The organism is Luteibacter aegosomatis, from assembly GCF_023078455.1.
GTDB lineage: Bacteria > Pseudomonadota > Gammaproteobacteria > Xanthomonadales > Rhodanobacteraceae > Luteibacter > Luteibacter aegosomatis.
On sequence record NZ_CP095740.1, the window covers coordinates 3,315,893 to 3,339,059 of the forward strand.

The window sequence follows — 23,167 nt, forward strand, 5'->3', positions numbered from 1 at the left end:
GGTTCGGGACCCGATGTCAGCCAAGGCAACACTTTCGTTCTGCATGCTGGCGAGCCTCGTTCTCGCCAGCATGGCCTCCCTCGCCGACACGGCGCCTTCCCTGCGCGAGGCGGCATCGACGGAGCCGCGCCTCGCCCGTCCACCGGGCACGGCGTGCGAGGTTCCGCTCTTCAAGGATCACGCATTCGGCCAGACGGGCGATCCCAAGGCCATGACGGCCACGCCGCTCGCGTTCGACTATCGGCCACCCGAGGGCTGCGCCGGCCCTTGGGCGAAGGTGGTGCTGGAAGCCGATTTCTCCGTTCCTGCCGGCAAGCAATACGATCGCACCGCATCGATCTGGCTCGGCGGCGCGAACCTTTATTTCGGCACCACCCAGGAACCGGATGCGAAGAACGGAGCACGTTGGCACGTCGAGCGCGACCTCACCGACTATGCCGCCCTCTTCCGCTCCGCCCGGCCAGGGCAGGCCATCGTCAACAATTGGCTGAGCGAGCGCTACACCAGCGCGATCACCGGCAGCGCCCGCCTCGTGTTCTATCCCGTCGGTGCGGGCGCGCCGCAGGGCGATGCCGCGGATGCCGTCTATCCCCTCGGCGCCGACCCTCGCGGCAACGCGACCATCGTCCAGGACGGCAGGGAGACGCTGACCCGCACGCTCACGCTGCCGCGTAACGTCACGCAGGCGTACCTGGACGTCATCGCCCAGAGCCAGGGCAACGACGAACCCTGGTACACCTGTATCGACGACGCCCATGTCGCCCAAACGCAAACCTTCGCGCTCGAATCGCCCTACGAGGGAGCCCCCTTGCAGGAGTGCGGTGGCGGCAACCTGCGGCAGGTGCTGATCAGCATCGACCACCAACCCGCGGGCCTTGCGCCGGTCTATCCATGGACCTACACCGGCGGCGTGGACCCGCATCTATGGCGACCCATTCCGGACATCCAGACGTTGAACTTCGCGCCCTATCGCGTCGACCTGACCCCGTTCGCGGCGCTATTGGACGACGGCCGTCCGCACGACGTGTCGGTGCGGGTGCTGGGCGCGAACCGGTTCTTCAACCTGGCCGCCAGCCTGCTGATCCACCAGGACGCGAAGCGAGAAACGTTGACCGGAAAACTGATATCCAACGACCTCGCGGCCCGCTCCGGCCTGGGCACGCCCCACGTCGAGAGCACCCTGCATGCCGCGAGCGACGGCCGCATCGAAGGCACGGTAAACACCACGCGCAAGGATAGCTACCGGATCGTCGGGCAACTGGAAACCTCGCGCGGCACGGTCCGCACGGAAGTGGCCCAGGTATCGTCGTTCGCGAATCGCCAGACGTTCGTCCGCCCCGATGCGCCTACCTGGCACCAGGTGATCGATCAGACATCGGATACCGACGAGACGGCCACGACGCGCGTCGGCAACGCCGCTGCGATCGAGCGGCACCGGACATCGTCCTACCCTCTTCGGCTGGACGTGACCAAACACGTGGCGAAGGATGGAAGCTTCCACGGCGAGATCGACATGACCCAGGGGCTCGGCGTGCGAAAGCAGACGCTGCGCGGGGGCGACCGCGTCTTCGACGGCCACCTCGATGTATCCATGCAAAGCCACGACGAAGCCGACTTCAACAGCATGGGAAGCTCGATCGCCAACTCTCGTAACCAGCACGCGAGTCAGCGCCTGTCGTTCAAGGACTCGCTGGGCAGCTGCGTGGCCACGACGCTCGAATCGCGCGGCGAGGAGATGACCCACGTCACGCAAGGTAACGGGTGTGACGGCGGATCGAACCGCCTGGATTGGCGATCGACCCTGATGCCTTAGCACGTCGTCGCGCGCTCATGGCGAGACGACTCCCCCCACGAGCATGTGAAGGGAGTTCGCCGTGGCGGGAATCAGCTATTCAGCAGCGCGGCGGCAGGCTTCTTGTCGGCCGGAGCCATCTGGTCCGACTTCTTCGGGGAGAGATTGCCCAGGGCCTGGCCGAACTTGTCGTTCACGGCCGGCGGCGGACAGGAGTTGTTGTTGCACGTCCAACATGTGTCCGGGCTGCCACCGGCGGCCATGCAGGTCTGGTAATGGTTGTAGCAGGTCATGCAGGTCATTTCCGCCGACGCCGTCGCCGACACGGCGATACCGGCCATGAAAAGACCGCTCGCGATCGCACCTGTGAGGAACTTCATATGCAAAATCCTTCTGAATGATGGAGTGACATGGCTTGCCGCGCGTGCCGTCGCCTTGTGTGACCGAGCGATAGCACCAGTGGGATGCCCCTTTGCCTGACCCGCAGGCAATTCAACGTATCGCGACATACCTGCCGCGTCTACGAAGGCAGCGAGCCGAGGAATACGCGTGGATGGCGGCGACCGCGTCGCACGGGCTTTCCCTTCCGTCGTGTAGTCTTTTCCCTACAAAATTTTCCGCGAAGACCTACACGGACTCGAGGGTAATCACAGCGTCTTGATCGTTCATAGCGGCCAGGATGGTCATTTCTATCACCGCGACCCGAGGTCGGAAAAAAGCGTGCGATACGTCGCGTTTTGGGTGAAAACGCCGTATCTATACTCGCGCGTCCCCGACATCGAAGATCCGACATGACACGCCAAACGAGCCTCGCCGAGGCAAAGGCCCATGCGCGTGCGCTGGCCAACGAATATGGCATGGGCACCGCCGCGAAAAACCAGGACGGACACATGGCCGCCCTTGCGTTTTCACTCCGTGACATGAACGCGAAAGTCATGTCCCTGAGCGGCCCCATCGAACGGGTCACGAGCCCGGAGCGTCCCTTCGGCGCGTATCTGCGGGAGTTCCGCGACTTCCTTCCCTGGAACGGTTTGACCCCGGTAGCGAACCGTCCTTTCGAAGTCTGCGCCGAAGCCCACCTTTGGCTGGAGCTGACGGCACGTGGAAAGAAGCCCCGTGACTACTACGAGGCCAGCTTCACCAAGCGTGGCGACTTGTCCGCCCCCTGCGCCAATTGCGAGCAGTGGGTTTTCAACGTGTTCGGCCACGTGTTCACACCTACTCTCCATTACGCCGGGCATCCCAAGCAAAGGCCGTAGCCTGCGCCCGTTGGCGTGAGGAAAGCTGGGATTCGCCCGGTACGAACGAAAGCTTGCATCTGCAACCGGGCCACGGGGCGGCGTATCCAAGGAGTAAGCCAACCCGCTAAGGAACGGAACCGATGTTAGCCAGCACGCTCACCCTTGCACTCGCCGTCGCGATCGACATGGCCGCGTCGGCGCCCTCGGCGCATGTCGATGCCTGCGAGTTCGCTCGCCATCCGCCACCGGCCGCCATGAGCGTTCCGTTCGACTTGGTAGACGGCCGCGTTTACGTCCAGGCGCAGGTCGACGGGAAAGGCCCCTTCCGGTTTGCGGTCGATACCGGAGCCAGCGGCATCGGCCGACTCGACCGATCCCTGCTCGACACCCTCGATCTTCAGACGAGCGGGACGATGGACCATTCCGACGGCGTGCGAACGGCCACGGAGGAAACCACGCACCTCACCTCCCTCGGTCTCGGCGGACTCGTCAAAAAGGACATCGACGTGATCACCCGGGATTACAAACGGCACGCGGCGAACGACGCGTCATTCGACGGCATCCTTGCCCGGGGCTTTTTCGCCGACGGCGTGCTGTCGATCGACTACTCGGCCCGGCGGCTGACTTTCAGCACCGAGGTGTCCCTTGCCGATCGCGATACCTTGCACTACGACCGTGCGTTCCGCGTGCCGATTCGCGTCCACGGTGACGTTCTGCAAGCGAATCTCGATACGGGTGCGAACGTCGCGATGGTCGTTCCCCGCACGTTGTGGCCGAGGGTGTCGAATACGCCGCTCGAACCCGCCGGCCACGCCAGGCTTTCGAATTCGTCCATCGCATGGGACCGTGGCGTGGTCGACGGGCCCGTCACCGTCGGCTCCCTCTCGCTCTCCCACGTGGAGGCCCGGGTATCCGATCGCTACCCGGAAATCCTGCTCGGTGCCCATGCCCTGAAAGACACGACGCTCGTCATCGATCAACGTTCACAACGCGTCGCCCTTTGCCCGTCCTCCTCGTGATCGACCTGGGCCGACATGGAAGCGATCGATGGCTAAACCTTGTCCCATTGCATGCGAGCATGCGCCTGCATGGCACATTGGGTTCCCATGTCGGTCAGCACGCCGATGGCCCCCATGGCGAGCATCAGGTGACGGCGATCGAGGATGTCGGAGTCACCGATCATGTCGCTCATCAGCTCGGTCAGGCCCTTGGCGTATTGCAGCCACTCAGTGGCGTCGTTGAGCAGTTCGTCGGTGGTGGCATCGGGCACGAGGCCATAGCTTCCGTTGCCGAGCGTCCGAGGTTGTTTGCGTTCGTCCATTAGGTACTCCTTGAGAAAAAGGCGTGTCTCACTTGGTCGTCCGCACGCCCTCCTACCCGTCATTCCTGCGAAGGCAGGAATCCAGCGTCTTGCGCCTCACAACATCGACTGGCGGAAGACGCTGGGCCCCTGCCTTCGCAGGGGCGACGTGAGGGAATGGATGGCTTACGGCTTATGCGGACGCTGTCGAGGTGCGGCACGCCGTTTCACGAGCGTGCCGCGAGGGAGCCATCGCTCGAAGACGATGAGGCTCGACGGCCTGCCCGTGTCCGGGCGCCGGGCGTTTAGGTTGGGAAGTGGGGTGCGGCGTCAGCCGAATTCAGTCCGAGCGCTGACGCGCCGGGTCGTACGGCTGAGAAAAGTCGCATTGAAAACGGCGGGCGCCGCGGTTCGTCAACCGCGTCTGGAAGGTGGCCAGACAGCCCGGTAACCGTCGAGGGTGCTGCCGCGGGGAAGCGGCGGGCGCGTGGATGCCTTAGTATTCGGCTTAGCCATCGTCAATCTCACTATTGATTATGGTCAGCGGGGCAGCCGGTGTTGGTAGCACCTCTGCCCCGCGCTCACCGCTTCGAGCGATGGTCGTCTGCGGCACCACGTGACCAGCAGCGCAGACGACGTGGAGACCCTATCAAAACGACATCGTGTTGTCTGTAGGGCATGTCGATGCATGTCGTGTTCGATCGCACAAAGGACATGACGGATGGAACTTCGCAATGTGGCGACACATGCAAGGAGCATCGGTTGAGCGGAAAGAATGACGCACGGCTGCACGACGCAACGCGACGCCACGGCGTGTGGATCGCGCTCGGCATCACCGGCGTGCTCGTCGCGCCCCATCTCGGTGTGCCGACGCTGGTGTATCCGATGTTCGGGTTCGCGCTATGCACCGCCATGCTCGCGATGCAACGACGACGGTGGTCCGACGTGGGCTTCCGCTGGCGCGGATGCCGTCCCGCCCCGCTACTGGTAGGAGGCGCCCTGGGCGTGTTCTATGCCCTCGCCAACGACATCGTCATCGGTCCGCTCCTGTTCCGGCTCATCGGCACGTACCCCGATTTTTCCGATTTCGACTTCGTACGCGCCCACGTCTCCGGATACCTGATCGCGCTCGCCCTCTCATGGATCGTCGGAGGGCTTTACGAAGAACTAGTGTTTCGTGGATTCCTGTACGACGCGCTGCTGCGTTATCTCCCTGTGCGACACGCCCGCACGCCAATCACCGTGGCGGCGACGGCCGTCGCCTTCGCCGCCTACCACTGGCAGCTCGGCGCCTTCGGCATCGCCAACGCTTTCGTCTTCGCGTGCTTCGTGGCGGTGGTGCGTGACCGTTGGCCCGATAACCTCTGGTACGCCATCAGCTTCCATGCATGCGCCGACATGACGGCCTTCACGCTCATGCGACTCGGCTACCTCTGAGGCCGCGACGCCGATGAAGGATCAGTGATCGCGCCGAACGAGCGTTACGGCCTGCAGGATGTTGTCGACGACGAACGAAGGATCCTCGTGCGGAAGCCCATGCCCCGCGGTCGCGGCGATGTTCTGATGACTGTCCGACGACAAGGACAGGAATTGCTTCTGCATTCGCTGCGTGGCGTCTTCGAGCTTGACGGCCAAGGGCTCCGGGAGGCCGGGCACCATGCGAAAGCGCGGGCTGTGCGTCGCCACCACGACGGGCTTGGAACCCAGCGAACGCAAGGCCTTCGCCTGCGTGGCGCTTGCCGCGAAGTCCAGCATTTCCGGATTCTTGGATGGGTCGCTCGCCATCGAGGTGAGGAAATCCCGCGCCTCGGTGATGGACTTGTTCTCGTCGCGTGCCGGCGGAGGAAGCAGCGACAGCCAGGTGCGCGTCTGGTCGGGATGCGTGGACGAGACCAGCACCAAGCCCGCGGTGTCGTTCGGATAGCGACTCGCAAACACTTGCGCGTGCAGGCCGCCGATGGAATGTCCTACCAGGAGGTACGGGCCGCGCACATGGGCGGCGCCCAGCGCCGCATGGAGGTCGTTGGCCGAGTCCATGCTGGTACGCGGCCCGGGCGGCGCCTTCGAACTCGCTCCCTGACCCGCGCGGTCGTAGAGGCAGACCGTCGTGACCGCCGCGACCCGATGGGCGATCCGCTGCCAGCCCTGGTCTTCGACAGGCGCCGTACCCATGCCGGCATCGATCACGGCGACCGGATCCCCCTTGCCTTCGCAGGACAGATGGATGGACCGCCCGCCGACATCGACATCGCCCTCCCACTGGCCCGCGGAAACGGCATCCGTTGCCGATGCGTCGGCAGCGGCCGTGAAGATCGCCAGGAGAATCGCGGTAAGGCGCATGGCACCAGCTCCATGGGAAGGCCTTGCGATGTTTCACGCGATGGCTTCGGCCGGACAGTGCCATTCGGTAGGGAGGCCGCCAGTCATACGCAATACCGGCAGGAATCCGTGAAGCCGGCATCCGTTTTTCCCCGTCCTTCGTACGGTGGGAATGCGCACCCAATACCGCCGCCACTGGAACCTGGCAAGGCTGCTCTCGGGGTTGGAGCTGGCCGGACACCTGACTCCCGATGCCCAGTCCAAGGCACTGGGAGGCATCGTCACCTCCCGACGTCTCCTGCGGATCGTCCTGGGAGGGCGAATCCATACGGACACGGCGAGGGCCATCGAGCACCGCCTGAACCTGCCGAGGCGGTGGATGGATCAGGATCCGGCCGGGCGCACCGCGCAACGCCCGGAGGGAGAGTTACTCGATCGGTCCGCACCCGCCGGGCACACGACCGCACCCTCCTGATACGCCGCTCGGTGCGTGGCCCACGTTCGCGCGATTGACTTATGCTTTACCGCATGTCCGCCGCCTCACGCTTACGATGATTCCGCCCGTCCCGCGCTGGATCTGGCCCTGGGCGGTGCTGCTTCCCGCCGTCGCCGGCAGCGTCAACGCCGCCGCCCTCCTGGCGCTGAATCATGGGGGCGTCACCCACCTCACGGGCATCTCCACCGAGGGCGCCATCGGGCTCGGTTCGGGCAATGTCGCCCTCATCGTCCATGCGGTCGGCGTGATCGCCCTGTTCACCGGGGGCTGCGCCGTGAGCGCGTGGATCGCACGGGGACCGCGATGGATACCATCCGTATCGGCAGCGGTGCTGCTTCTCCTGGTGTCGGCGCTGCTGGTGTCCGCGAGCGCGTTACTCGATACCACCCCCTGGCTCGGCGTCATGGTGTGTGCCGCCGCAATGGGCGTGCAGAACGGCACGACCTCGGTGACCTCCGGGGCGGTCCTGCGAACCTCCCACCTCACGGGCATGTTCACCGACCTGGGCATCGCCCTGGGACAAACAGCGAGGCGCGGGATCGTCGACCGTCGGCGTGTCGCGATCTGCCTGATCGTCACGGCGAGCTTCATCGTCGGCGCGGTACTGGGGACCGTGCTGTTCGATCGATGGCAGGCTCGCGGCCTGCTCGTCAGTGCGTTGCTGGCGACGACGGCCGCTGGCTGTACCTTTCTATCCCACGCAAGACAGGGACCCAAAAGGGCCGATTGATCGAACGACTGTGTCGGGCCACGCGTCCCCGACGGACAATCCAACGCACTCAGCCCACGGGACCAACGAGCCATGCGAGACCCCATAGAGATCGGCGTCCACTGGGCGGTCATCGAGACCGAGGAAGCGCCCGGCCAGCGGGGCGGCTGGGTGGCCCGTTGGGCCGTCTATGCGGATCGTGACAGCGCATGCCATGACCCGGGGCTTCAGGGCGCTTCCCTGGTATCCGGCTCGACCGCCCTCTTCCCGTCGCGCGAAGACGCCTACGCGAGGGCGATGCTGGACGCCAGCCGAACCGGATCGGTCATCAGCGGCACGTACCGGGGCAACGCCGCCCACTGACGATACCGGCGCCATAAAAAAGCCCGCCCCGAAGGGCGGGCCGAGTCGCCGTCAGGCTACGTCACGCTCGATCTGGCGCACAGGCGCGGCACGCTCCGGTGACGTGCTGACCGGGATGGTGCGCGGCTTCTCCGCCTCGGGAATCTCGCGGGCGAGTTCGATGGACAGAAGGCCGTGGGCAAGCGTCGCCCCGGTGACTTCCATGTGCTCGGCGAGCTGGAAGCGGCGGCTGAACACCCGAGCGGGGATGCCGCGATGCAGGTATTCGCCCTGGGACGCATCCTTGCGTTCGCCGCTCACGATGAGCGTGCCCTTGTAAACGGTCACGGCCACCTCGTCTTCGGTGAAGCCGGGTACGGCGATCGACAGGCGGAAGCGGTTGTCGGAAAGGCGGATCGAATCAAAGGGCGGGAAATCGTCCCCCTGCCGCTGCGCGGTGGCCTCCAGGAGGTCGAAGACACGGTCAAAGCCCGTACCGGCACGGGAAAGGGGCGAAATGTCGAGAAGAGTACGCATGGCAAATCCTCCGAAAGTGCAAGGACATGGAATGGGTGCTCGCCTGTCGTCCAGGCTAGGCCGGCGGGTGCCGGCGAATAGGCAGATAGGGCTTGGTCGTTGCAGTTCAAGGGGCACGATTCAGGTTTTGTTTGGCCGCCTAAATCGACCGCGGCCGAGGGCTTCCCATGGCAAATGTTTGCGTCGCCCGGGCGCCCATTCCAAGACGGCGTCGTCGCGCCGCGATTCCGAGGCGCGGCAGTTACTTCCGGCAGAGGCCGTACGCCGGCGCCCGGTGATATTTCCGAATCAGTCGAGGCGCTGTCGGTTTGCAGGCTGGGTTGGCGTCATTGGACCATCGCGGGAAGCGTCTTACGTCCACCCCGAATCAAGGAGCCGTCCGTGCTGGCAAAAACGTGGTGCAAGTGCCTGGCAGCCCTCTGTTCCACGTCCCTGGCAGCCGCTGCCCCACCCACGGCGTGGACATCGGTAAGTTCCGACCTGGCCCATGCACGTTCCGTGGCAGCCCAATCCGGCGAGCGCATCTGGCCGGGATACGGCACCGCCCCCTTCGGCATGCTGCTCATCGCCGACGGCCGCGAAACGCTGCTATGTCAACCCCATCCCCCGGAAAGCTTCAAACTCATAGGGCCCGATCCAGCTACCGGTTGCGAGCGATACGAGCGAGCCAGATCGTCGCTGCCGGATAGACTTCTGGCCGCCATGCCCGTGTTCGGCCTTCCATCGACGATCGTCATGGGCACGCCGGAGGCGACGGGACTCGACCGAACAGCCTGGGTGCGAACGATACTGCACGAGCACTTCCACCAATGGCAGACCTCCCGCCCAGGGTACTTCGCCCGCGTCGACGCTTTGGACCTCAAAGGCAACGACACCTCGGGCATGTGGATGCTTAACTTCGCCTTCCCCTACCAGGATCCCGTCGTCGGCCAGGCTTACCGCAAAGCATCCCTTGCCCTAGCCGATGCGCTCGCAGCGCGCGGACGCCCCGACTTCCTGGGCAAGTTCGATGGCTACCTGGAGGCGAGGCACGCGTTCGCCGCTTCGGCGGGCGAACGAAACTGGCGATACATGGAATTCGAGCTTTGGCAGGAGGGTGGCGCGCGTTGGACGGAGTACGCCATCGCCAAGCGGGATCCCGACCACATCGCTCGCGATGCGGCGCTTGCGGGCGAAACGAAGCTCTTGTCGCGCCTGAGGCAACCAGACCTGACTTCGCAGGGACGCGAACTCGTCTACGTCTATGGGACTGCGGAGCTCATGTTGATCGACAGCTGTGGTCTGGCATGGAGAGACGCTTATCCCACGTCTACCCGATTGGAACCGATTCTCTTGGCCGCTCGAAAGGAATGCGGACTACCGCGTCGTCTTCGCGCCGACTGAAGCCAGGGCGATCAAATTAGATCGACAGGCTCGAACTGCGCGAACATATCCTGGGCTTCAGGAAGATCGCGCAGAGGCACATAATCGCAAACAGCCGCATAGCGCTCCCACATTGCAAGTGCGGCGGGATTGGCATGAGCCGATTCGATAGCGCCTTCCTTCCATTCGAATACCTCGATAACGACGCCTTCCTTCGAGCGCATCGCGAGCGACGGCCTCTTCGTTGTGAGGCCTAACCTTCGCAACTCGGGCACGTGCGAACGCGTGAGAGCCAGTAAATCATCCTCGCGCCCCGGTTTCGGCCGGTATGCCACGATAACCACGTTACCCATAACCGCCCCTGCGTTGTCTGTGGCCGGATTGTGCCTCTCTGACGGAATCGTAAATCACTAGGTGGAAATAGCGCTACGGATTGAGGCATCTCCGGGCCGCCATCGATCCGAACTTGGACATACCGGCTGGCAAAGAAGCTGATCATCCTGAGGCGAAGGAAGAGACGTGTCGTTGCCTGAGTCGTTAGGCGGAGCTCCGAACGTCGAAGTCTCCCGGGTTCAACCATAGGCTTAACGCCATACTGGCACCGGCAAAGCGATCCTCCGGTCCGAGGGCAGCCCTAAAGCTATCTGTCGCCTCAGTAAGGTCGGCCATCCTTATGCTCGAACCGCCACCCCGATGCCGTTCGCACGGCCTGAAGATCGTCCTTTGGATACGACACGCTGTCGCCCGGCCTGCGATCGCCCACTTCCAGATAGGTCGCTTCGGCATCGGACCGATTGACCAGGTGGTGTGCCGTGCCGCCACTCGGAAAGCCAACGCCATATCCCGCCTGGAGCAGGGTTTCCCCCGCGTCGTGCACGAGCGTCAGCTCACCGGTCAACACGAAAACGAACTCATCCTGTACCGAATGACGATGATGCAACGCGGAGATCGCACCCGGCGGTAACGTCACGTGGTTCACACCGAAACCCTTAAGACCGAAAAGATCACCCAGCGGCCGCTTGATCCGCCCTTCCATCATGGATGCGAACGGCTCAGGGTAATTGCTCGGGGTCAACCTGGGTGGCGCTTCGTCGGCGAGCACCGCAACGGGAAGGGACGATGAAGATGGATTCGACATGGAGGACTCCAGGCAAGCATGGGGTACGCACTATATGCCCATGAACCGTCGAGAGAGGCCACGATATACGACGACGTCAGCACTGGCGCTCTTCGCCGTATCAGTACGTACTGTTCGTATGATGTAAAGCGGTAGCGCAAGGATGCGCCACTGCCTCGGCCTTTCCGCGAAGCGCTGAGCCAGGCAAGTGCTTGCCGTTCATAGCGAGCTTCTTCCCACGCGCCTCAAGCGATGGGCGCTACCGAGCTATTCCCCGTCCATGGCCCTCATCGACAAAGATGCCGTCCTCCGCTTCGCCCAGCTCTGCACTGACGCGATAGTGATGAACGATGCCGCCCTGGCCAGTGCCTTCGACGAGGCGCGGTTCAGGGCGCGCATGATCGCGGACTGGGCCCTCGAGCGCGGTCGTTCCACGATCGCGGATACCGCGGCAGATATCGAGCGGATCCTTGGCCCGTCCGGCATGGAACCGGGGCTAGGCTACGGCGACGCCATGATTCGCCTGGCGAAGATCATGACACCGTAACCTTCGGTCGTTATTCGTACACGCGAGCCTGCTGCCTCGCCACATACGCCTTAATGGCCTGAAAATGGGGAAGCATGAGTTCGGAAAATCGCTCCGGCGAGTCAACAGCGCTTTTTGCGACCACAATTGTGGCCAAGTGTGCAAACGACACAGCGTGGTCGATGATCTGAACTAAAGATTTCTTGTCTACGCTGAACCCAATCGGCTGGCCGGGCTCACCGTAAAGAGCAAGGAGATCCCTGCCGCCGTGGACGACGCCGCTAATGAGGCCGTAGTGGGATCTCACCACACGGGTGACCTTTCCGTCTCCCTCCGTATCAAAGAATGGCTCAACGCGCTCCGTGAGCTCTGTGATGCTCAGGCGCCTCTTTCTGCCGTTAGCGGTTAGGACCGTTGGCATCTCGTCGTTGACAACGAAACGCTTCAGTTCCTCCTCCGTCGCTGGACCGCCAAAGAACGCAGAACGAATCACATGCTCCATTTGCATGCGATGCAAGCTGATCAGCGGTGCGCCCAAGTCGTCAGGCGCAGACTCACCCAGCACGCACAGAGCAATACCGTAATCCATCGACGCACGAGCGAGCTTTGTTGAAGCGACGTTGCGAACATTTGGCGCCGGCATGGCGAACTGCGCCATCGAGTGCACGAGAGCAACAATTGCGCCGCGTGCCGCACCGGCTTCGCGGGCAATATCTACACCACCGATGACATTAGCGTTCAATGTTGTGCTCCGTGTGAACACTATGCGGACACGAGCTCGGCATCAAATGGACTTCAGCCGAAGCCAACACCTAAGCGAATGATTTTCCTGGTGCCCGGAGTGGGACTCGAACCCACATACCCTTGCGGATGAGGGATTTTAAGTCCCTTGCGTCTACCGATTTCGCCATCCGGGCTAAAGAAAAAAGGCGCATCGCGTGAGCGGTGCGCCTTGGAATGCGATGGAGGCCGAGGTCGGAATCGAACCGGCGTACGCGGATTTGCAGTCCGCTGCATGACCACTCTGCCACCCGGCCATCGCTGCGCACGCGGAGAGTATCCGATAGCGCTTAAAAAACAAAACCTCGGTCACCCGAGGCTTTGTGAGAATCCTGGAGCGGGAAACGAGACTCGAACTCGCGACCCCGACCTTGGCAAGGTCGTGCTCTACCAACTGAGCTATTCCCGCGTCGTGGTCCAGCTATTCTAGGGGAGAACCGGAATGTGTCAACCACTTTGCACAGGGTTTTTTTCCGTTTTTTTCACTTCGTCCACCCCGCCCTGCAGCGCCGGCCACGCGGCGCGCAGGTAGTCCAGGCCCGACCAGATGGTCAGGACGCCCGCCACCACCAGCAGGGCCTCGCCGATGTGGTAGAAGCGCAGGGTCTCGGCGTCGTGCTGGAGCAGCAGCACCACCAGCGCGATCATCTGCATGGCCGTCTTGAGCTTGCCCAGGAAGGCCACCTTCACCTTCGACCGCGCGCCGATCTCGGCCATCCACTCACGCAGGGCCGAGACGCTGATCTCGCGCCCCACGATCACCGCCGCGGTCACCGCCAGCAAGATGCCGGGCCAGCCGCCCGGGTTGGACTGCACCAGGAGGAACAGCGTGATGGCCACCATGAGCTTGTCGGCCACCGGGTCGAGGAAGGCACCGAAAGCCGAGGTCAGGTTGAGCCGCCGGGCCAGGTAGCCGTCGAGCCAGTCGGTGACGCCGGCCAGCACGAAGACGACGGCGGCGGTCAGGTTGGCCCCCCGGAACGGCAGGTAGTAGACGATCACCATCACCGGGAGCAAGAGCACGCGGAAAAGGGTGAGCCAGGTGGGCAGGTTGATTCGCATGGGTTCAGCCGGTTCCGGGAAGTGCCGCGTGGGCGCGCACCTCCATTCGATCAGGGGTGCAGCATGGCATAGATGCGTTCGGCGAGGCCGCGATCAATACCCTTGACGCTCATCAATTCCTCGACGCCCGCGGCTTCGACCCCCGCCAGGCCACCGAAGGCCTTGAGCAGCGCCGCTCTTCGCCGGGCGCCGACGCCGGCCACGTCTTCGAGGGTACTGCGTTCACGTGCGGCCTCGCGCCGCCTGCGGTGGCCGCTGATGGCGAAACGGTGCGCTTCGTCACGTACCGCGGCCACCAGGTGGAGCGCCGGCGACGACGTGCCGGGATGCAGCGTGCGGCCACTCTCGGCGAGCACGAGGGTTTCCTCGCCCGCCCGTCGACCGGGGCCCTTCGCCACGCCGACCATGCGCACGCCTTCGACGCCGAGTTCGCGCAGCACGTCCATGGCCTGGGCCACCTGGCCGGTACCGCCGTCGATGAGCAGGATGTCGGGCTTGGCCCCGCCTTCCACCACCTTCTTGAACCGGCGCGTGAGCGCCTGGTGCATGGCAGCGTAGTCGTCGCCCGGCGTGATGCCGCTGATGTTGAAACGGCGGTAATGGGACTTCTCGGGGCCTTCCGGGCCGAACACCACGCACGAAGCCACGGTGGCCTCGCCGCGCGTATGGCTGATGTCGAAGCACTCGATGCGGCGTGGCGTGGCGTCCAGTTCGAGCACTTTCTGCAGATCGTCGAAACGCGCCAGCAGCGTGTGGCGGCTGGCGAGCCGCGACGTGAGCGCCGCGCTGGCGTTGCGCTGGGCCATCTCGAGGAAGCGCGCACGCTCGCCACGCACGCTGGTCTTGATCGACACCGCGTAGCCCGCGTGCTCGGACAGCACGCCCGCCAGCACGTCCACATCCTCCACCGGATCGCTCAGCACCAGCTCGCGCGGCACCTGGCGCTCGAGGTAGTACTGCGCGATGAACTGCGAAAGCACGTCGGATACCGACGCATCCGTGGGCAGGCTCGGGAAGAAGTCGCGCGAGCCCAGGCTCACGCCGTTGCGGAAGAACAACACGCTGACGCAGGCCATGCCGCCCTCCAGGCAGCAGGCGATCACGTCCATGTCGGCGCTGGCGCCCTGCACGAAGTGCTGGGCCTGGAGCTTGCGCAGCGCCGCCACCTGATCGCGCAACGTCGCCGCGCGCTCGAAGTTGAGCGCGGCACTGGCCTTCTCCATCGAACCGGCCAGCTCGTCGATCACCGCGCTGCTGCGGCCCTCGAGGAACATCTCGGCATGGCGCACGTCGCTACGGTAGTCGTCCACCTCGATCAGCTTCACGCAGGGCGCGCTGCAACGGCCGATCTGGTGTTGCAGGCACGGGCGCGAGCGGTTGCGGAAGTAGCTGTCCTCGCACTGGCGCACCTTGAACAGCTTCTGCATCAGGCCGAGGCTCTCGCGCACGGCGAAGGTGCTGGGGTACGGGCCGAAGTAACGCCCCGGCCCGCTCTTGGCGCCGCGATGGAAGGCCAGGCGCGGGTAGTCCTCGCCGCCGGAGAGGTAGATGTAGGGGTAGCTCTTGTCGTCGCGAAGCACGATGTTGTATCGCGGCTTCAACGACTTGATGAGCTGGGATTCGAGCAGCAGGGCCTCGCCCGCGGTGCGGGTCAGCGTGACCTCGGCGCGGGCGATCTGCGACACCATCGAGGCGATGCGCGGATCCATCGGCGGCTTGAGGAAGTAGTTGCCGACGCGTTTCTTGAGGTTGGCGGCCTTGCCGACGTACAGCAGCTCGTCTTCCGCGTCGAAGTAGCGGTAGACCCCGGGCGAGGTGGTGAGGTGACGAACGAAGGCCTTGCCGTCGAACGGATGCGACTCGGTGTGCTCCATCGCGCCATTTTAGCGCGCGACGGGTGTCCCAACATGAAAAACGCCGGCATGGGGCAAGCCATGCCGGCGAGGGCCTTCCGTGGGTTGTCGCCGTCCGTGGGGGTCATCCTGGCGACAGAGATAGGTTAAGGGCACGCCCTCGCCGTGACACTCGGGCCGTCCACCAGATTGGTCTCGGCCCTGGCCCGTTTTGCATGTGGGCGAACCCTTACATGCCCGCCAGCCAGTGCTCGGCGCGCTCGAGGTCTTCGGCGGTGTCGATGCCCGGCGGGAACGGCTCGGGCGTATCGCGGACCGATATCGCGTAGCCGTGCTCGAGGGCGCGCAGCTGCTCGAGCGACTCGGCCTGCTCCAGCGGCGTACGAGGTAGGGCCGCCAACCGGCGCAGGAAACCCGCGCGGTAAGCGTAAATACCGATATGCCGCAGGAACGGCACCGCCGGGGGAAGCGTTTCGCGGTCTTTCGCGAAGGCATCGCGGGCCCAGGGCGACGGCGCACGGGTGAAATAGAGCGCCCGGCCGTTGGCGGCGCGCACCACCTTCACGATGTTGGGATCGAACAGCTCGTGCGCCTGGGTGATCGGGGTCGCCAGGGTCGCCATTGGCGCCTCGTCCCCGGCCAGCGTCGCGACCACGGCGCGGATGCCGGCGGCCGGCGCGAAGGGCTCGTCGCCCTGGAGGTTGACCACGATGGTGTCCTCGGGCCAGCCGAACTGGGCGGCGGTTTCCGCGATGCGGTCGGTGCCCGAGGCGTGGTCCTCACGGGTCATGCAGACCAGGATGTCGCCGCAGCCACGTACTTCACCCTTCACCCGCTCGTCGTCGGTGGCGATCACCACCTGGGCCGCGCCGGCCTGCCCCGCCCGCATCGCGACGCGACGGATCATCGATTCGCCGGCGATCTTCAGCAGGGGCTTGCCGGGCAGACGCGTGGAGCCGAAGCGGGCGGGCACCACGACGACGAAGGGAGGGAGCTTGGCGGCCATGGGGGCTTCCGGGAGGGGCGGTAGGCCGGGAAGCGTGTCGCGAAAAAAGCCCCTGTGCAAGCCATGCCGTGCCGCCGCTCGCACATCGCCGATGCGATCGGCTCCCACCCCTTCGGTAGCACGGCCTCCATCAGTTGATGGCACTGTCCTGTCGAAAGGGTGGGAGCCGACCGTGTCGGCGAACCTACGAAGCGTCAGTCGCCGGCGCGAGGTTGAACCCCACTCCGTTCGCCAGTTCCATGAACCCCGGGAACGACGTGGCCACGTTGGCGCAGTCGCCGATGGTGATCGGCGCGGTAGCGACGAGGCCCGCGATGGCGAAGCTCATCGCAATGCGGTGGTCGCCGTGGCTGTCGATGTGGCCGCCGCCGATCGCGCCGCCCTGGATGATCGCGCCATCGGGCAGTTCGTCGATCTTCACGCCGCAGGCCTTCAGGCCGTTCGCCATGCTGGCGATGCGGTCGGATTCCTTCACGCGAAGTTCGGCCGCGCCACGGATCGTGGTCATGCCGTCGGCCGTCGCCGCGGCGACGAACAAGGCGGGAAACTCGTCGATCATGTCGGGCACGATGTCGAGCGGCAGGGCCACGCCATGCAACGGACGATGGCGGACCACGAGGTCGGCGATGTCTTCCCCACCGCTGGTGCGTTCGTTCTCGACCGAGATGTCGGCACCCATGAGTTCCAGCGCGGCAAGCAGGCCCGTGCGTCGCGGATTCAGGCCCACGGCCTTCAGGCGCAACTCGGAGCCCGGCACGATGCAGGCGGCCACGATGAAGAACGCCGCCGACGAGAAATCGGCGGGCACGTCGACATCGACCGCGCGCAGCACATGGCCGCCTTCGAGCTTGGCCCGGCCGGGCGAATACTCGATGGGGTACCCGAACGCCTTGAGCATGCTTTCGGTGTAGTCGCGCGTGGGATGCGGCTCGATCACCTCGGTGATGCCCTCGGCATACAACCCTGCCAGCAGCAACGCCGACTTGATCTGCGCGCTGGCCACCGGCGGCCGGTACGAGATGCCCTTGAGCTGGCGTCCGCCATGGATATGCAACGGCGGCATGCCGTCACGGGTGTCGATGAGCGCGCCCATCTCACCCAGCGGATCGGTCACCCGGCGCATGGGGCGACGCGAAAGCGACTCGTCGCCGACCAGCGTGCTGTCGAACGCCTGGCCCGCGAGCAGGCCCGCCAGCAGGCGCATGCCGGTGCCGGCGTTGCCGCAGTCGAGCGCTTCGTCGCTGCCGCGCAGGCCATGCAGGCCCACGCCGTGCACGATGCGCTCGCCCGGTGCGGGCGTGTCGAACCGCACGCCGAGCTTGCCGAGGATGGCGGCGGTCGCACGCGTATCCTCGCCTTCGAGGAAGCCGCGGATGTGCGAGGTGCCTTCCGCCAGCGCACCGAACATCAGTGCGCGGTGCGACACGGATTTGTCGCCGGGCACCGTGATGTCGCCACGCAGGGGACCACCCGCGCGGCTTGTCCAGTCCAGACGGGTCATGGCAGGCGCTCCAGGAGTCGTTGCAGTTCGGCGCGGCTGCCCACGCTGATGCGGATGGTGGTCAACAGGCCGTACCCGACCATCGGTCGCACGATCACGCCGCTGGCATAGAGGTGCGACTCGAGTTCCGAGGCATCGCGACCCACGTCGACCAGCAGGAAGTTGGTCTGCGACGGGAACACGCGCATGCCGCGCGCGGTGAGCTCCCCCGCCAGCCATTCGCGATCGCGCTTGTTGGTCTCGCGCACGCGGGCACGGTGCTCGTGGTCGCCCAGCGCGGCTTCGGCGGCGGCAAGGGCCACGCCGTTGACGTTGAACGACTCACGCAAACGTTCGCACACCATCGCCACCGACGGATGGCTCAGCATGTAACCCACGCGCAAACCCGCCAGCGCATGCGCCTTGGAGAACGTGCGGGTGACGATCAGGTTGGGATAGCGCCCGAGCAGGTGCATCGCGGTGCTGAGCCCAGGCGCGTCGACGTATTCGTTGTACGCCTCGTCGACCACGACCAGCGTGCTCGACGGTACCTCGGAAAGGAACCGCTCGAGCGCCGCATCGGTGAACCAGGTGCCGGTCGGGTTGTTGGGATTGGCGAGGTAGACCAGCCGCGTCCGCGGCGTGACCGCCTTCGCCATGGCTTCGAGATCGTGGCCGAGCGGTGCCTCGGGATGATCCGACGGCAGCGCCGGGACGGCGATGCCGGGAGCGCCCGCGGCCGCCGCCGCAATGGGATACACCGCGAAGCTGAAACGTGAAAACACCACGGGATGCTCGGCGTCGGCGAAGCACTGCGCCAGCAGCATCAAGAGTTCGTGCGAACCGTTGCCCAGCGTGATGGCGGACGCGGGCACGCCCCACTCGTCGGAAAGCCTGCGCTTGAGCGACGCGCCGAGCGGGTCGGGATAACGGAAGACGTCGTCCAGCACGCGCGTGGCGGCGCGAAGGGCGTGCTTGCTCGGACCGAGCGGATTCTCGTTGGACCCCAGCTCGGAAAGCACGTCGCCGAAGCGCGCGCGCAGCGTGGGGAGGTCGTGACCGGGGTCGTAGGCGCGAAGTGCCGACGTCGCCCGGTTGGCGAGCGCGGCCGCGTCGAACCCGGCGCTCACGGCAAGGCGACCGGGTAGGAGCCGAGCACCCGCACGTCGGCGGCAGCGGGCTTCATCTCGTTCAAGGCGGCCTGCACGGCATCGTCGTCCACGTGGCCGGAGATGTCGATGAAGAACGCATACTGCCACTTGCCCGTATGCGCGGGGCGCGACTCGATGCGGTTCATGCTCACGTTGTGATGCGCAAGCGGGCTGAGCACGTCGTACAACGCACCGGGCTTGTCTTTCACCGTGACCAGCAACGAGGTGCGATCGTTGCCCGAGGCCGGGAAGATCGAGCGGCCGATGACGAGGAAGCGCGTGGTGTTGTCCGAGCGATCTTCGATGGGACCGGCGATGATCTTCAGGCCGTAGACGCGCGCGGCGGTTTCGCCCGCGATGGCGGCCGAGTCGGACGAGAGGCGCGCCATGCGCGCGGCTTCCGCGTTGCTCGACACCGGAACGCGCTCGGCATCGGGCAGGTTCACGCGCAACCACGCCTGGCACTGCTGCAGCGACTGCGGATGCGAATAGATGCGCTTGACGTCCTTGAGCTCGCCGGTGAGCGAGATCAGGTTCTGGTGCACGCGCAATTCCACTTCGCCGCAGATGGTGGCCTTGGACACCAGGAACATGTCCAGCGTCATCTGGATCATGCCCTGCCCCGAGTTCTCCACCGGCACCACGCCGAAATCGGCGTTGCCCGCGGTGACCTCCTGGAACACTTCCTCGATGCTGCCCAGCGGCAAGCCGTAGGCGGCATGCCCGAAGTGCTTGCGCACGGCCTGTTCGCTGAAGGTGCCCTCGGGACCGAGGAAGCCGATCTTCAGCGGCTGCTGCTGCGACAGGCACGACGACATGATCTCGCGGAACAACCGGACCAGTTCCGCGTTGGGCAGCGGACCGTCGTTGCGGTCGATCACGCCGCGCAGCACCTGCGCCTCGCGTTCGGGTCGGTAATACTCCACCGCCGCCTTCAACGGGCCCTTGGCCCGCCCGACCTGTTGCGCCCAACGGGCGCGCTCGCTGATGAGCGATTGCAGTTGCTGGTCGATGCTGTCGATGCGCTGGCGCGCCTCGGTCAGCGTGGCTTGTTTATCGGTGGGAGACTTGCTCATGGGATATGTGGGCGGCGGCTAAATGGTTGCAATTGAAAGGGATATCCTCGCTCGCGATGCTGCATTGCGGCGATCTTTCGACTTTAACCGTGCCGCGCCGCAAAGTCCCGCATAAATTTCACGAGTTCGTTGACCGCATCCAGCGACACCGCGTTGTACAGCGACGCGCGCATGCCGCCGACGGCCTTGTGGCCCTTGAGCGCGAGAAAGCCCGCGGCTTCGGATTCGGCCAGGAAAACCGCATCGAGCGCGGCATCGTGCAGGGTGAAAGGCACGTTCATCCGCGACCGCGCCGACACCTCGACGGGGCTTCGGTAGAAACCGTTGGAGCCATCGATGGTTTCATACAAAACCGTCGCCTTGCGCGCATTGGTTTCGCCCATCGCGACGAGGCCGCCCTGCGCTTCCAGCCATGCGAAGGTGAGCCCGGCGAGATACCAGCCCCACGTGTTGGGCGTGTTGAGCATGGAATCGTTCGCGGCATGCTCGGCGTAGCGGAAGATCTTCGCCATGGGACGGCCGGCCCGCGCGAGCAGGTCGTCGCGAACGATCATCACCACGAGGCCAGAGGGGCCGATGTTCTTCTGCGCGCCGGCGTAGATGAGGCCGAAGCGCGAGACGTCGAGCGGTTCGCTGAGGATGCTCGACGACAGGTCGGCCACCAGGGGCACGTCGCCCACGTCGGGAATGTCGCGGAACTCGACGCCGTGGATGGTTTCGTTCGGCGTGTAATGCACGTAGGCGGCGCCGGGCGAGAGCTTCCACGTGTCTCGCGGCGGCAGTTTGAGGTAATCGTCGGCCACGGAGGTGGCCGCGATCCGCGCATCGATGTACGGCGACGCTTCACGCACGGCCTTCTCGCCCCAGTGGCCGGTGACGATGTAGTCGGCATGGTCGCCGGGCCCGGCCAGGTTCATCGGGATCTGCGCGAAGTGCTGCGTGGCACCGCCCTGCAGGAACAGCACCTTGTATCCCTCGGGCACGCTCAACAGGCGACGCAGGCTGGCCTCGGCTTCGGCGGCCAGCGCCATGAAACGCTTGCCGCGATGGGACAGTTCCATCACCGAGGCACCGGAGCCGTTCCAGTCCAGCATGTCCTGCTGCGCGCGGCGTAGCACCGCTTCCGGCAAGGCGGCCGGTCCTGCGCTGAAGTTCCAGGCTCTCGTCACGCTCGACACCTTCATGGGGAGGAAGCCGCCATTATGCGCGCGGCCTCGGTAGGTGGGAGCGGACCCTGTCCGCGAACCCTCAGGCGTGGCGACGATCGGGGGGAGGCTGTACCGCCTGCTCGGCCGATGCGTGGCTTCATTCGCGATAGCCATCCCGAGGGCTCGCGGACAGGGTCCGCTCCCACCCTTCGGTAGAAAAGTTTGCCGTCGCCGGGCGAGGACGATCCGGTCAAGGACAGCCGTTCTCGGGCGAGGTCCGCGATTGGGGCAACAGCGTGCTAGAGACGCACGAACAGGACGGCGGCGATACCGATGGCGAGCAGGACGGCCGTGACGATCAGCCACCAGACGTCGCCGCGCGCGCCGCCGGACTCGTCGTTGGCGGCTTCGAGCGGCACGTCGGAGGGGGGGAGCGCCAACACGGGCTCGGCCGCCCAACCCGGCGCATCGAGCACGAAACGATGATGGGCGATGCCGATCTGGTCGCCCGGCTGGAGTACGGCACGCACCACGGTGACGCCGTTCACGCGCGCGGCGTGGCGGGCCGGCACCCGGGAGGCGTCGAGAACGAGTTCGTCGTCGTCCCAGGCCAGTCCGAGCAGCGCCGCGTCGTTACCGGGCAGTTCGAGCGGCAGCGCGCCATGGGTGGCACCCAGCTCGAGGCGGTCGCCGATCGGCACGACACGACCCGACAACGGTCCCGCCACAGGGCGCAGGGCGGCCGTGCAGCGAGCCTCGTTCGGGGGGACGGATTCGCGGGCATCGACGTCGGTATCGTCACGGATGAGCATCCGGCACTCGCCCAGGGCGAGGCTGTCGCCGGGACGCAGCAGCGCCCATTCGCGCACCGGACGCGCGTTGACGTAGACCCTCCCGGCGTCGGGCATCACCTCGAGTACCAAGCCACGGCGGTCGTGATGGATACGCACGTGACGCGGCGCGACCTGCCCCTCGGGTACCACGAGGTCGTTTTCGTCGGAACGGCCGATCGTGAGCACGGGGCGTGACCAGTGGAAATCACCTCGAGCCGAGCTGACGAATTCGATACGCATGGGGAAACCGGGACGTTGACGACATGACTTTAGCAGGTTGCAGTATCTGATTGAAACGTAAAGGTGTCGTGATCGTCGCCCAACGTGGCTGCTAAACTGCCCGATTCATTCATTCGCCGGAATACCTCATGGCCAAGATCGACATCCGCCGTCCTCATGGCAAGACCCTCCCCGAGGCCCGTGCGGTGGTCGAGAAGGTGGCCGCCCGCATGGGCGAGAAGTTCGGCACGAAGGGCGGTTGGGAAGGCGATGCCTATGCGTTCTCGGGGTCGGGCGTGAAAGGCGCCATCGCGGTGTCCGACAGCGACGTGCACGTGACCGCCGAACTGGGCATGCTGCTGTCGGCCATGAAGGGCATGATCGAGGGCGAGATCCGGAAGAAGCTGGACGAACACTTCGCCTGAACCCCTTTCGCCCCGGACGGGTGGCCCCGGGTAGCCGGGATATGCCATAATACGGGACTTATGCGGCCACGCCGGCCACCCATCCGACCCGGAACACATGGCAAAAGACGACGTCATCGAAATGGAAGGCACGGTTCAGGAAACCCTGCCCAATACCATGTTCCGCGTGCAGCTCGAGAACGGGCACGTCATTACCGCCCATATCTCCGGTCGCATGCGCAAGCATTACATCCGCATCCTCACAGGCGACAAGGTGAAGGTCGAAATGACCCCCTACGACCTGACCAAGGGCCGGATCACCTACCGTATGAAGTAAGCGCGCTTCGGCGCCGCTTCATGAAAAAAGAAAGCCGCGGCATGCCGCGGCTTTTTTGTTGCCGTCTTTCCCGCGAT

25 protein-coding genes and 3 tRNA genes are annotated in these 23,167 nt (G+C 65.1%); 10 read left to right on the forward strand and 18 right to left on the reverse strand.

Annotated features, from left to right (window positions below; translation table 11 throughout):
* Positions 1 to 13 precede the first annotated feature (13 nt).
* A complete protein-coding gene (locus L2Y94_RS14900) occupies positions 14 to 1,813 on the forward strand; it encodes a peptide-N4-asparagine amidase (protein WP_247367988.1) in 1,800 nt (599 codons plus the stop codon).
* A 71-nt stretch (positions 1,814 to 1,884) separates the two neighbouring features.
* On the opposite strand, the gene L2Y94_RS14905 is transcribed toward L2Y94_RS14900, so the two are convergent.
* Complete coding sequence (locus L2Y94_RS14905; RefSeq protein ID WP_247367991.1) at positions 1,885 to 2,172, reverse strand: hypothetical protein; 288 nt, start codon at positions 2,170 to 2,172, stop codon at positions 1,885 to 1,887.
* 477 nt (positions 2,173 to 2,649) lie between these two features.
* Between L2Y94_RS14905 and L2Y94_RS14910 the strand changes: the two genes are divergently transcribed.
* Together L2Y94_RS14910 and L2Y94_RS14915 are read left to right on the forward strand one after the other, a co-directional pair.
* On the forward strand, positions 2,650 to 3,051 hold the full coding sequence (locus tag L2Y94_RS14910) for a hypothetical protein (RefSeq protein WP_247367993.1): 402 nt from the start codon (positions 2,650 to 2,652) through the stop codon (positions 3,049 to 3,051).
* Positions 3,052 to 3,173: 122 nt separating this feature from the next.
* Positions 3,174 to 4,052, forward strand: a complete 879-nt coding sequence (locus L2Y94_RS14915) for an aspartyl protease family protein (RefSeq protein ID WP_247368011.1) — start codon at positions 3,174 to 3,176, stop codon at positions 4,050 to 4,052.
* Between the two features lie 32 nt (positions 4,053 to 4,084).
* Here L2Y94_RS14915 and L2Y94_RS14920 read toward each other — a convergent pair whose 3' ends face one another.
* Positions 4,085 to 4,354, reverse strand: coding sequence for a hypothetical protein (locus L2Y94_RS14920; protein WP_247368013.1), 270 nt, complete (start codon positions 4,352 to 4,354; stop codon positions 4,085 to 4,087).
* Between the two features lie 741 nt (positions 4,355 to 5,095).
* Here L2Y94_RS14920 and L2Y94_RS14925 point away from each other — a divergent pair.
* Positions 5,096 to 5,770, forward strand: coding sequence for a CPBP family intramembrane glutamic endopeptidase (locus tag L2Y94_RS14925; RefSeq protein WP_247368016.1), 675 nt, complete (start codon positions 5,096 to 5,098; stop codon positions 5,768 to 5,770).
* A 21-nt stretch (positions 5,771 to 5,791) separates the two neighbouring features.
* On the opposite strand, the gene L2Y94_RS14930 is transcribed toward L2Y94_RS14925, so the two are convergent.
* On the reverse strand, positions 5,792 to 6,673 hold the full coding sequence (locus L2Y94_RS14930; protein ID WP_247368018.1) for an alpha/beta fold hydrolase: 882 nt from the start codon (positions 6,671 to 6,673) through the stop codon (positions 5,792 to 5,794).
* A 530-nt stretch (positions 6,674 to 7,203) separates the two neighbouring features.
* On the opposite strand from L2Y94_RS14930, the gene L2Y94_RS14935 reads away from it, so the two are divergent.
* Positions 7,204 to 7,878, forward strand: coding sequence for a YoaK family protein (locus L2Y94_RS14935; protein ID WP_247368021.1), 675 nt, complete (start codon positions 7,204 to 7,206; stop codon positions 7,876 to 7,878).
* A 72-nt stretch (positions 7,879 to 7,950) separates the two neighbouring features.
* Positions 7,951 to 8,220: a hypothetical protein gene (locus L2Y94_RS14940; RefSeq protein WP_247368023.1), complete on the forward strand. Its 270-nt coding sequence runs from the start codon at positions 7,951 to 7,953 to the stop codon at positions 8,218 to 8,220.
* A 51-nt stretch (positions 8,221 to 8,271) separates the two neighbouring features.
* Here L2Y94_RS14940 and L2Y94_RS14945 read toward each other — a convergent pair whose 3' ends face one another.
* Positions 8,272 to 8,736 (reverse strand): Hsp20 family protein, encoded by a 465-nt coding sequence (locus L2Y94_RS14945; protein ID WP_247368026.1) that lies wholly within the window; start codon positions 8,734 to 8,736, stop codon positions 8,272 to 8,274.
* A 498-nt stretch (positions 8,737 to 9,234) separates the two neighbouring features.
* Between L2Y94_RS14945 and L2Y94_RS14950 the strand changes: the two genes are divergently transcribed.
* Complete coding sequence (locus L2Y94_RS14950; RefSeq protein ID WP_247368029.1) at positions 9,235 to 10,119, forward strand: hypothetical protein; 885 nt, start codon at positions 9,235 to 9,237, stop codon at positions 10,117 to 10,119.
* A gap of 11 nt (positions 10,120 to 10,130) precedes the next feature.
* Here L2Y94_RS14950 and L2Y94_RS14955 read toward each other — a convergent pair whose 3' ends face one another.
* Positions 10,131 to 10,451 carry a hypothetical protein gene (locus L2Y94_RS14955; RefSeq protein WP_247368032.1) on the reverse strand — a complete coding sequence of 107 codons (321 nt, stop codon included), beginning with the start codon at positions 10,449 to 10,451 and terminating at the stop codon, positions 10,131 to 10,133.
* 299 nt (positions 10,452 to 10,750) lie between these two features.
* A complete protein-coding gene (locus L2Y94_RS14960; protein ID WP_247368036.1) occupies positions 10,751 to 11,236 on the reverse strand; it encodes a cupin domain-containing protein in 486 nt (161 codons plus the stop codon).
* Between the two features lie 259 nt (positions 11,237 to 11,495).
* Between L2Y94_RS14960 and L2Y94_RS14965 the strand changes: the two genes are divergently transcribed.
* Positions 11,496 to 11,762 (forward strand): hypothetical protein, encoded by a 267-nt coding sequence (locus L2Y94_RS14965; RefSeq protein WP_247368052.1) that lies wholly within the window; start codon positions 11,496 to 11,498, stop codon positions 11,760 to 11,762.
* Positions 11,763 to 11,772: 10 nt separating this feature from the next.
* Here the strand turns inward: L2Y94_RS14965 and L2Y94_RS14970 are convergent, their stop codons facing one another.
* The 12 genes from L2Y94_RS14970 to L2Y94_RS15025 form a co-directional block, all read right to left on the reverse strand.
* Complete coding sequence (locus L2Y94_RS14970) at positions 11,773 to 12,483, reverse strand: hypothetical protein (RefSeq protein WP_247368054.1); 711 nt, start codon at positions 12,481 to 12,483, stop codon at positions 11,773 to 11,775.
* A gap of 88 nt (positions 12,484 to 12,571) precedes the next feature.
* Positions 12,572 to 12,658: transfer RNA gene (locus tag L2Y94_RS14975), tRNA-Leu, on the reverse strand.
* A 46-nt stretch (positions 12,659 to 12,704) separates the two neighbouring features.
* A tRNA-Cys gene (locus tag L2Y94_RS14980) sits at positions 12,705 to 12,778 on the reverse strand.
* A 76-nt stretch (positions 12,779 to 12,854) separates the two neighbouring features.
* Positions 12,855 to 12,930: transfer RNA gene (locus L2Y94_RS14985), tRNA-Gly, on the reverse strand.
* 38 nt (positions 12,931 to 12,968) lie between these two features.
* Positions 12,969 to 13,583: a CDP-diacylglycerol--glycerol-3-phosphate 3-phosphatidyltransferase gene (pgsA, locus tag L2Y94_RS14990; protein WP_247368057.1), complete on the reverse strand. Its 615-nt coding sequence runs from the start codon at positions 13,581 to 13,583 to the stop codon at positions 12,969 to 12,971.
* Positions 13,584 to 13,633: 50 nt separating this feature from the next.
* Complete coding sequence (gene uvrC / locus L2Y94_RS14995) at positions 13,634 to 15,457, reverse strand: excinuclease ABC subunit UvrC (protein ID WP_247368075.1); 1,824 nt, start codon at positions 15,455 to 15,457, stop codon at positions 13,634 to 13,636.
* Between the two features lie 208 nt (positions 15,458 to 15,665).
* On the reverse strand, positions 15,666 to 16,442 hold the full coding sequence (gene kdsB / locus L2Y94_RS15000) for a 3-deoxy-manno-octulosonate cytidylyltransferase (RefSeq protein WP_247368077.1): 777 nt from the start codon (positions 16,440 to 16,442) through the stop codon (positions 15,666 to 15,668).
* A 184-nt stretch (positions 16,443 to 16,626) separates the two neighbouring features.
* Positions 16,627 to 17,943 carry a 3-phosphoshikimate 1-carboxyvinyltransferase gene (gene aroA / locus L2Y94_RS15005; protein ID WP_247368080.1) on the reverse strand — a complete coding sequence of 439 codons (1,317 nt, stop codon included), beginning with the start codon at positions 17,941 to 17,943 and terminating at the stop codon, positions 16,627 to 16,629.
* Positions 17,940 to 19,052: a histidinol-phosphate transaminase gene (hisC, locus tag L2Y94_RS15010; RefSeq protein WP_247368082.1), complete on the reverse strand. Its 1,113-nt coding sequence runs from the start codon at positions 19,050 to 19,052 to the stop codon at positions 17,940 to 17,942. Before hisC ends, aroA begins: the two co-directional genes overlap by 4 nt.
* Positions 19,049 to 20,149, reverse strand: a complete 1,101-nt coding sequence (gene pheA, locus L2Y94_RS15015; protein ID WP_247368099.1) for a prephenate dehydratase — start codon at positions 20,147 to 20,149, stop codon at positions 19,049 to 19,051. Before pheA ends, hisC begins: the two co-directional genes overlap by 4 nt.
* Positions 20,150 to 20,232: 83 nt before the next feature.
* Entirely contained in the window at positions 20,233 to 21,318 is a 1,086-nt protein-coding gene (gene serC / locus L2Y94_RS15020; protein ID WP_247368101.1) for a 3-phosphoserine/phosphohydroxythreonine transaminase, read from the reverse strand.
* A gap of 278 nt (positions 21,319 to 21,596) precedes the next feature.
* Positions 21,597 to 22,370, reverse strand: coding sequence for an FHA domain-containing protein (locus L2Y94_RS15025; protein ID WP_247368104.1), 774 nt, complete (start codon positions 22,368 to 22,370; stop codon positions 21,597 to 21,599).
* Between the two features lie 128 nt (positions 22,371 to 22,498).
* Between L2Y94_RS15025 and L2Y94_RS15030 the strand changes: the two genes are divergently transcribed.
* Positions 22,499 to 22,774, forward strand: a complete 276-nt coding sequence (locus L2Y94_RS15030) for a polyhydroxyalkanoic acid system family protein (RefSeq protein ID WP_247368107.1) — start codon at positions 22,499 to 22,501, stop codon at positions 22,772 to 22,774.
* Between the two features lie 97 nt (positions 22,775 to 22,871).
* Positions 22,872 to 23,090: a translation initiation factor IF-1 gene (gene infA, locus L2Y94_RS15035; RefSeq protein WP_019466733.1), complete on the forward strand. Its 219-nt coding sequence runs from the start codon at positions 22,872 to 22,874 to the stop codon at positions 23,088 to 23,090.
* The last annotated feature ends 77 nt before the right edge of the window (positions 23,091 to 23,167 follow it).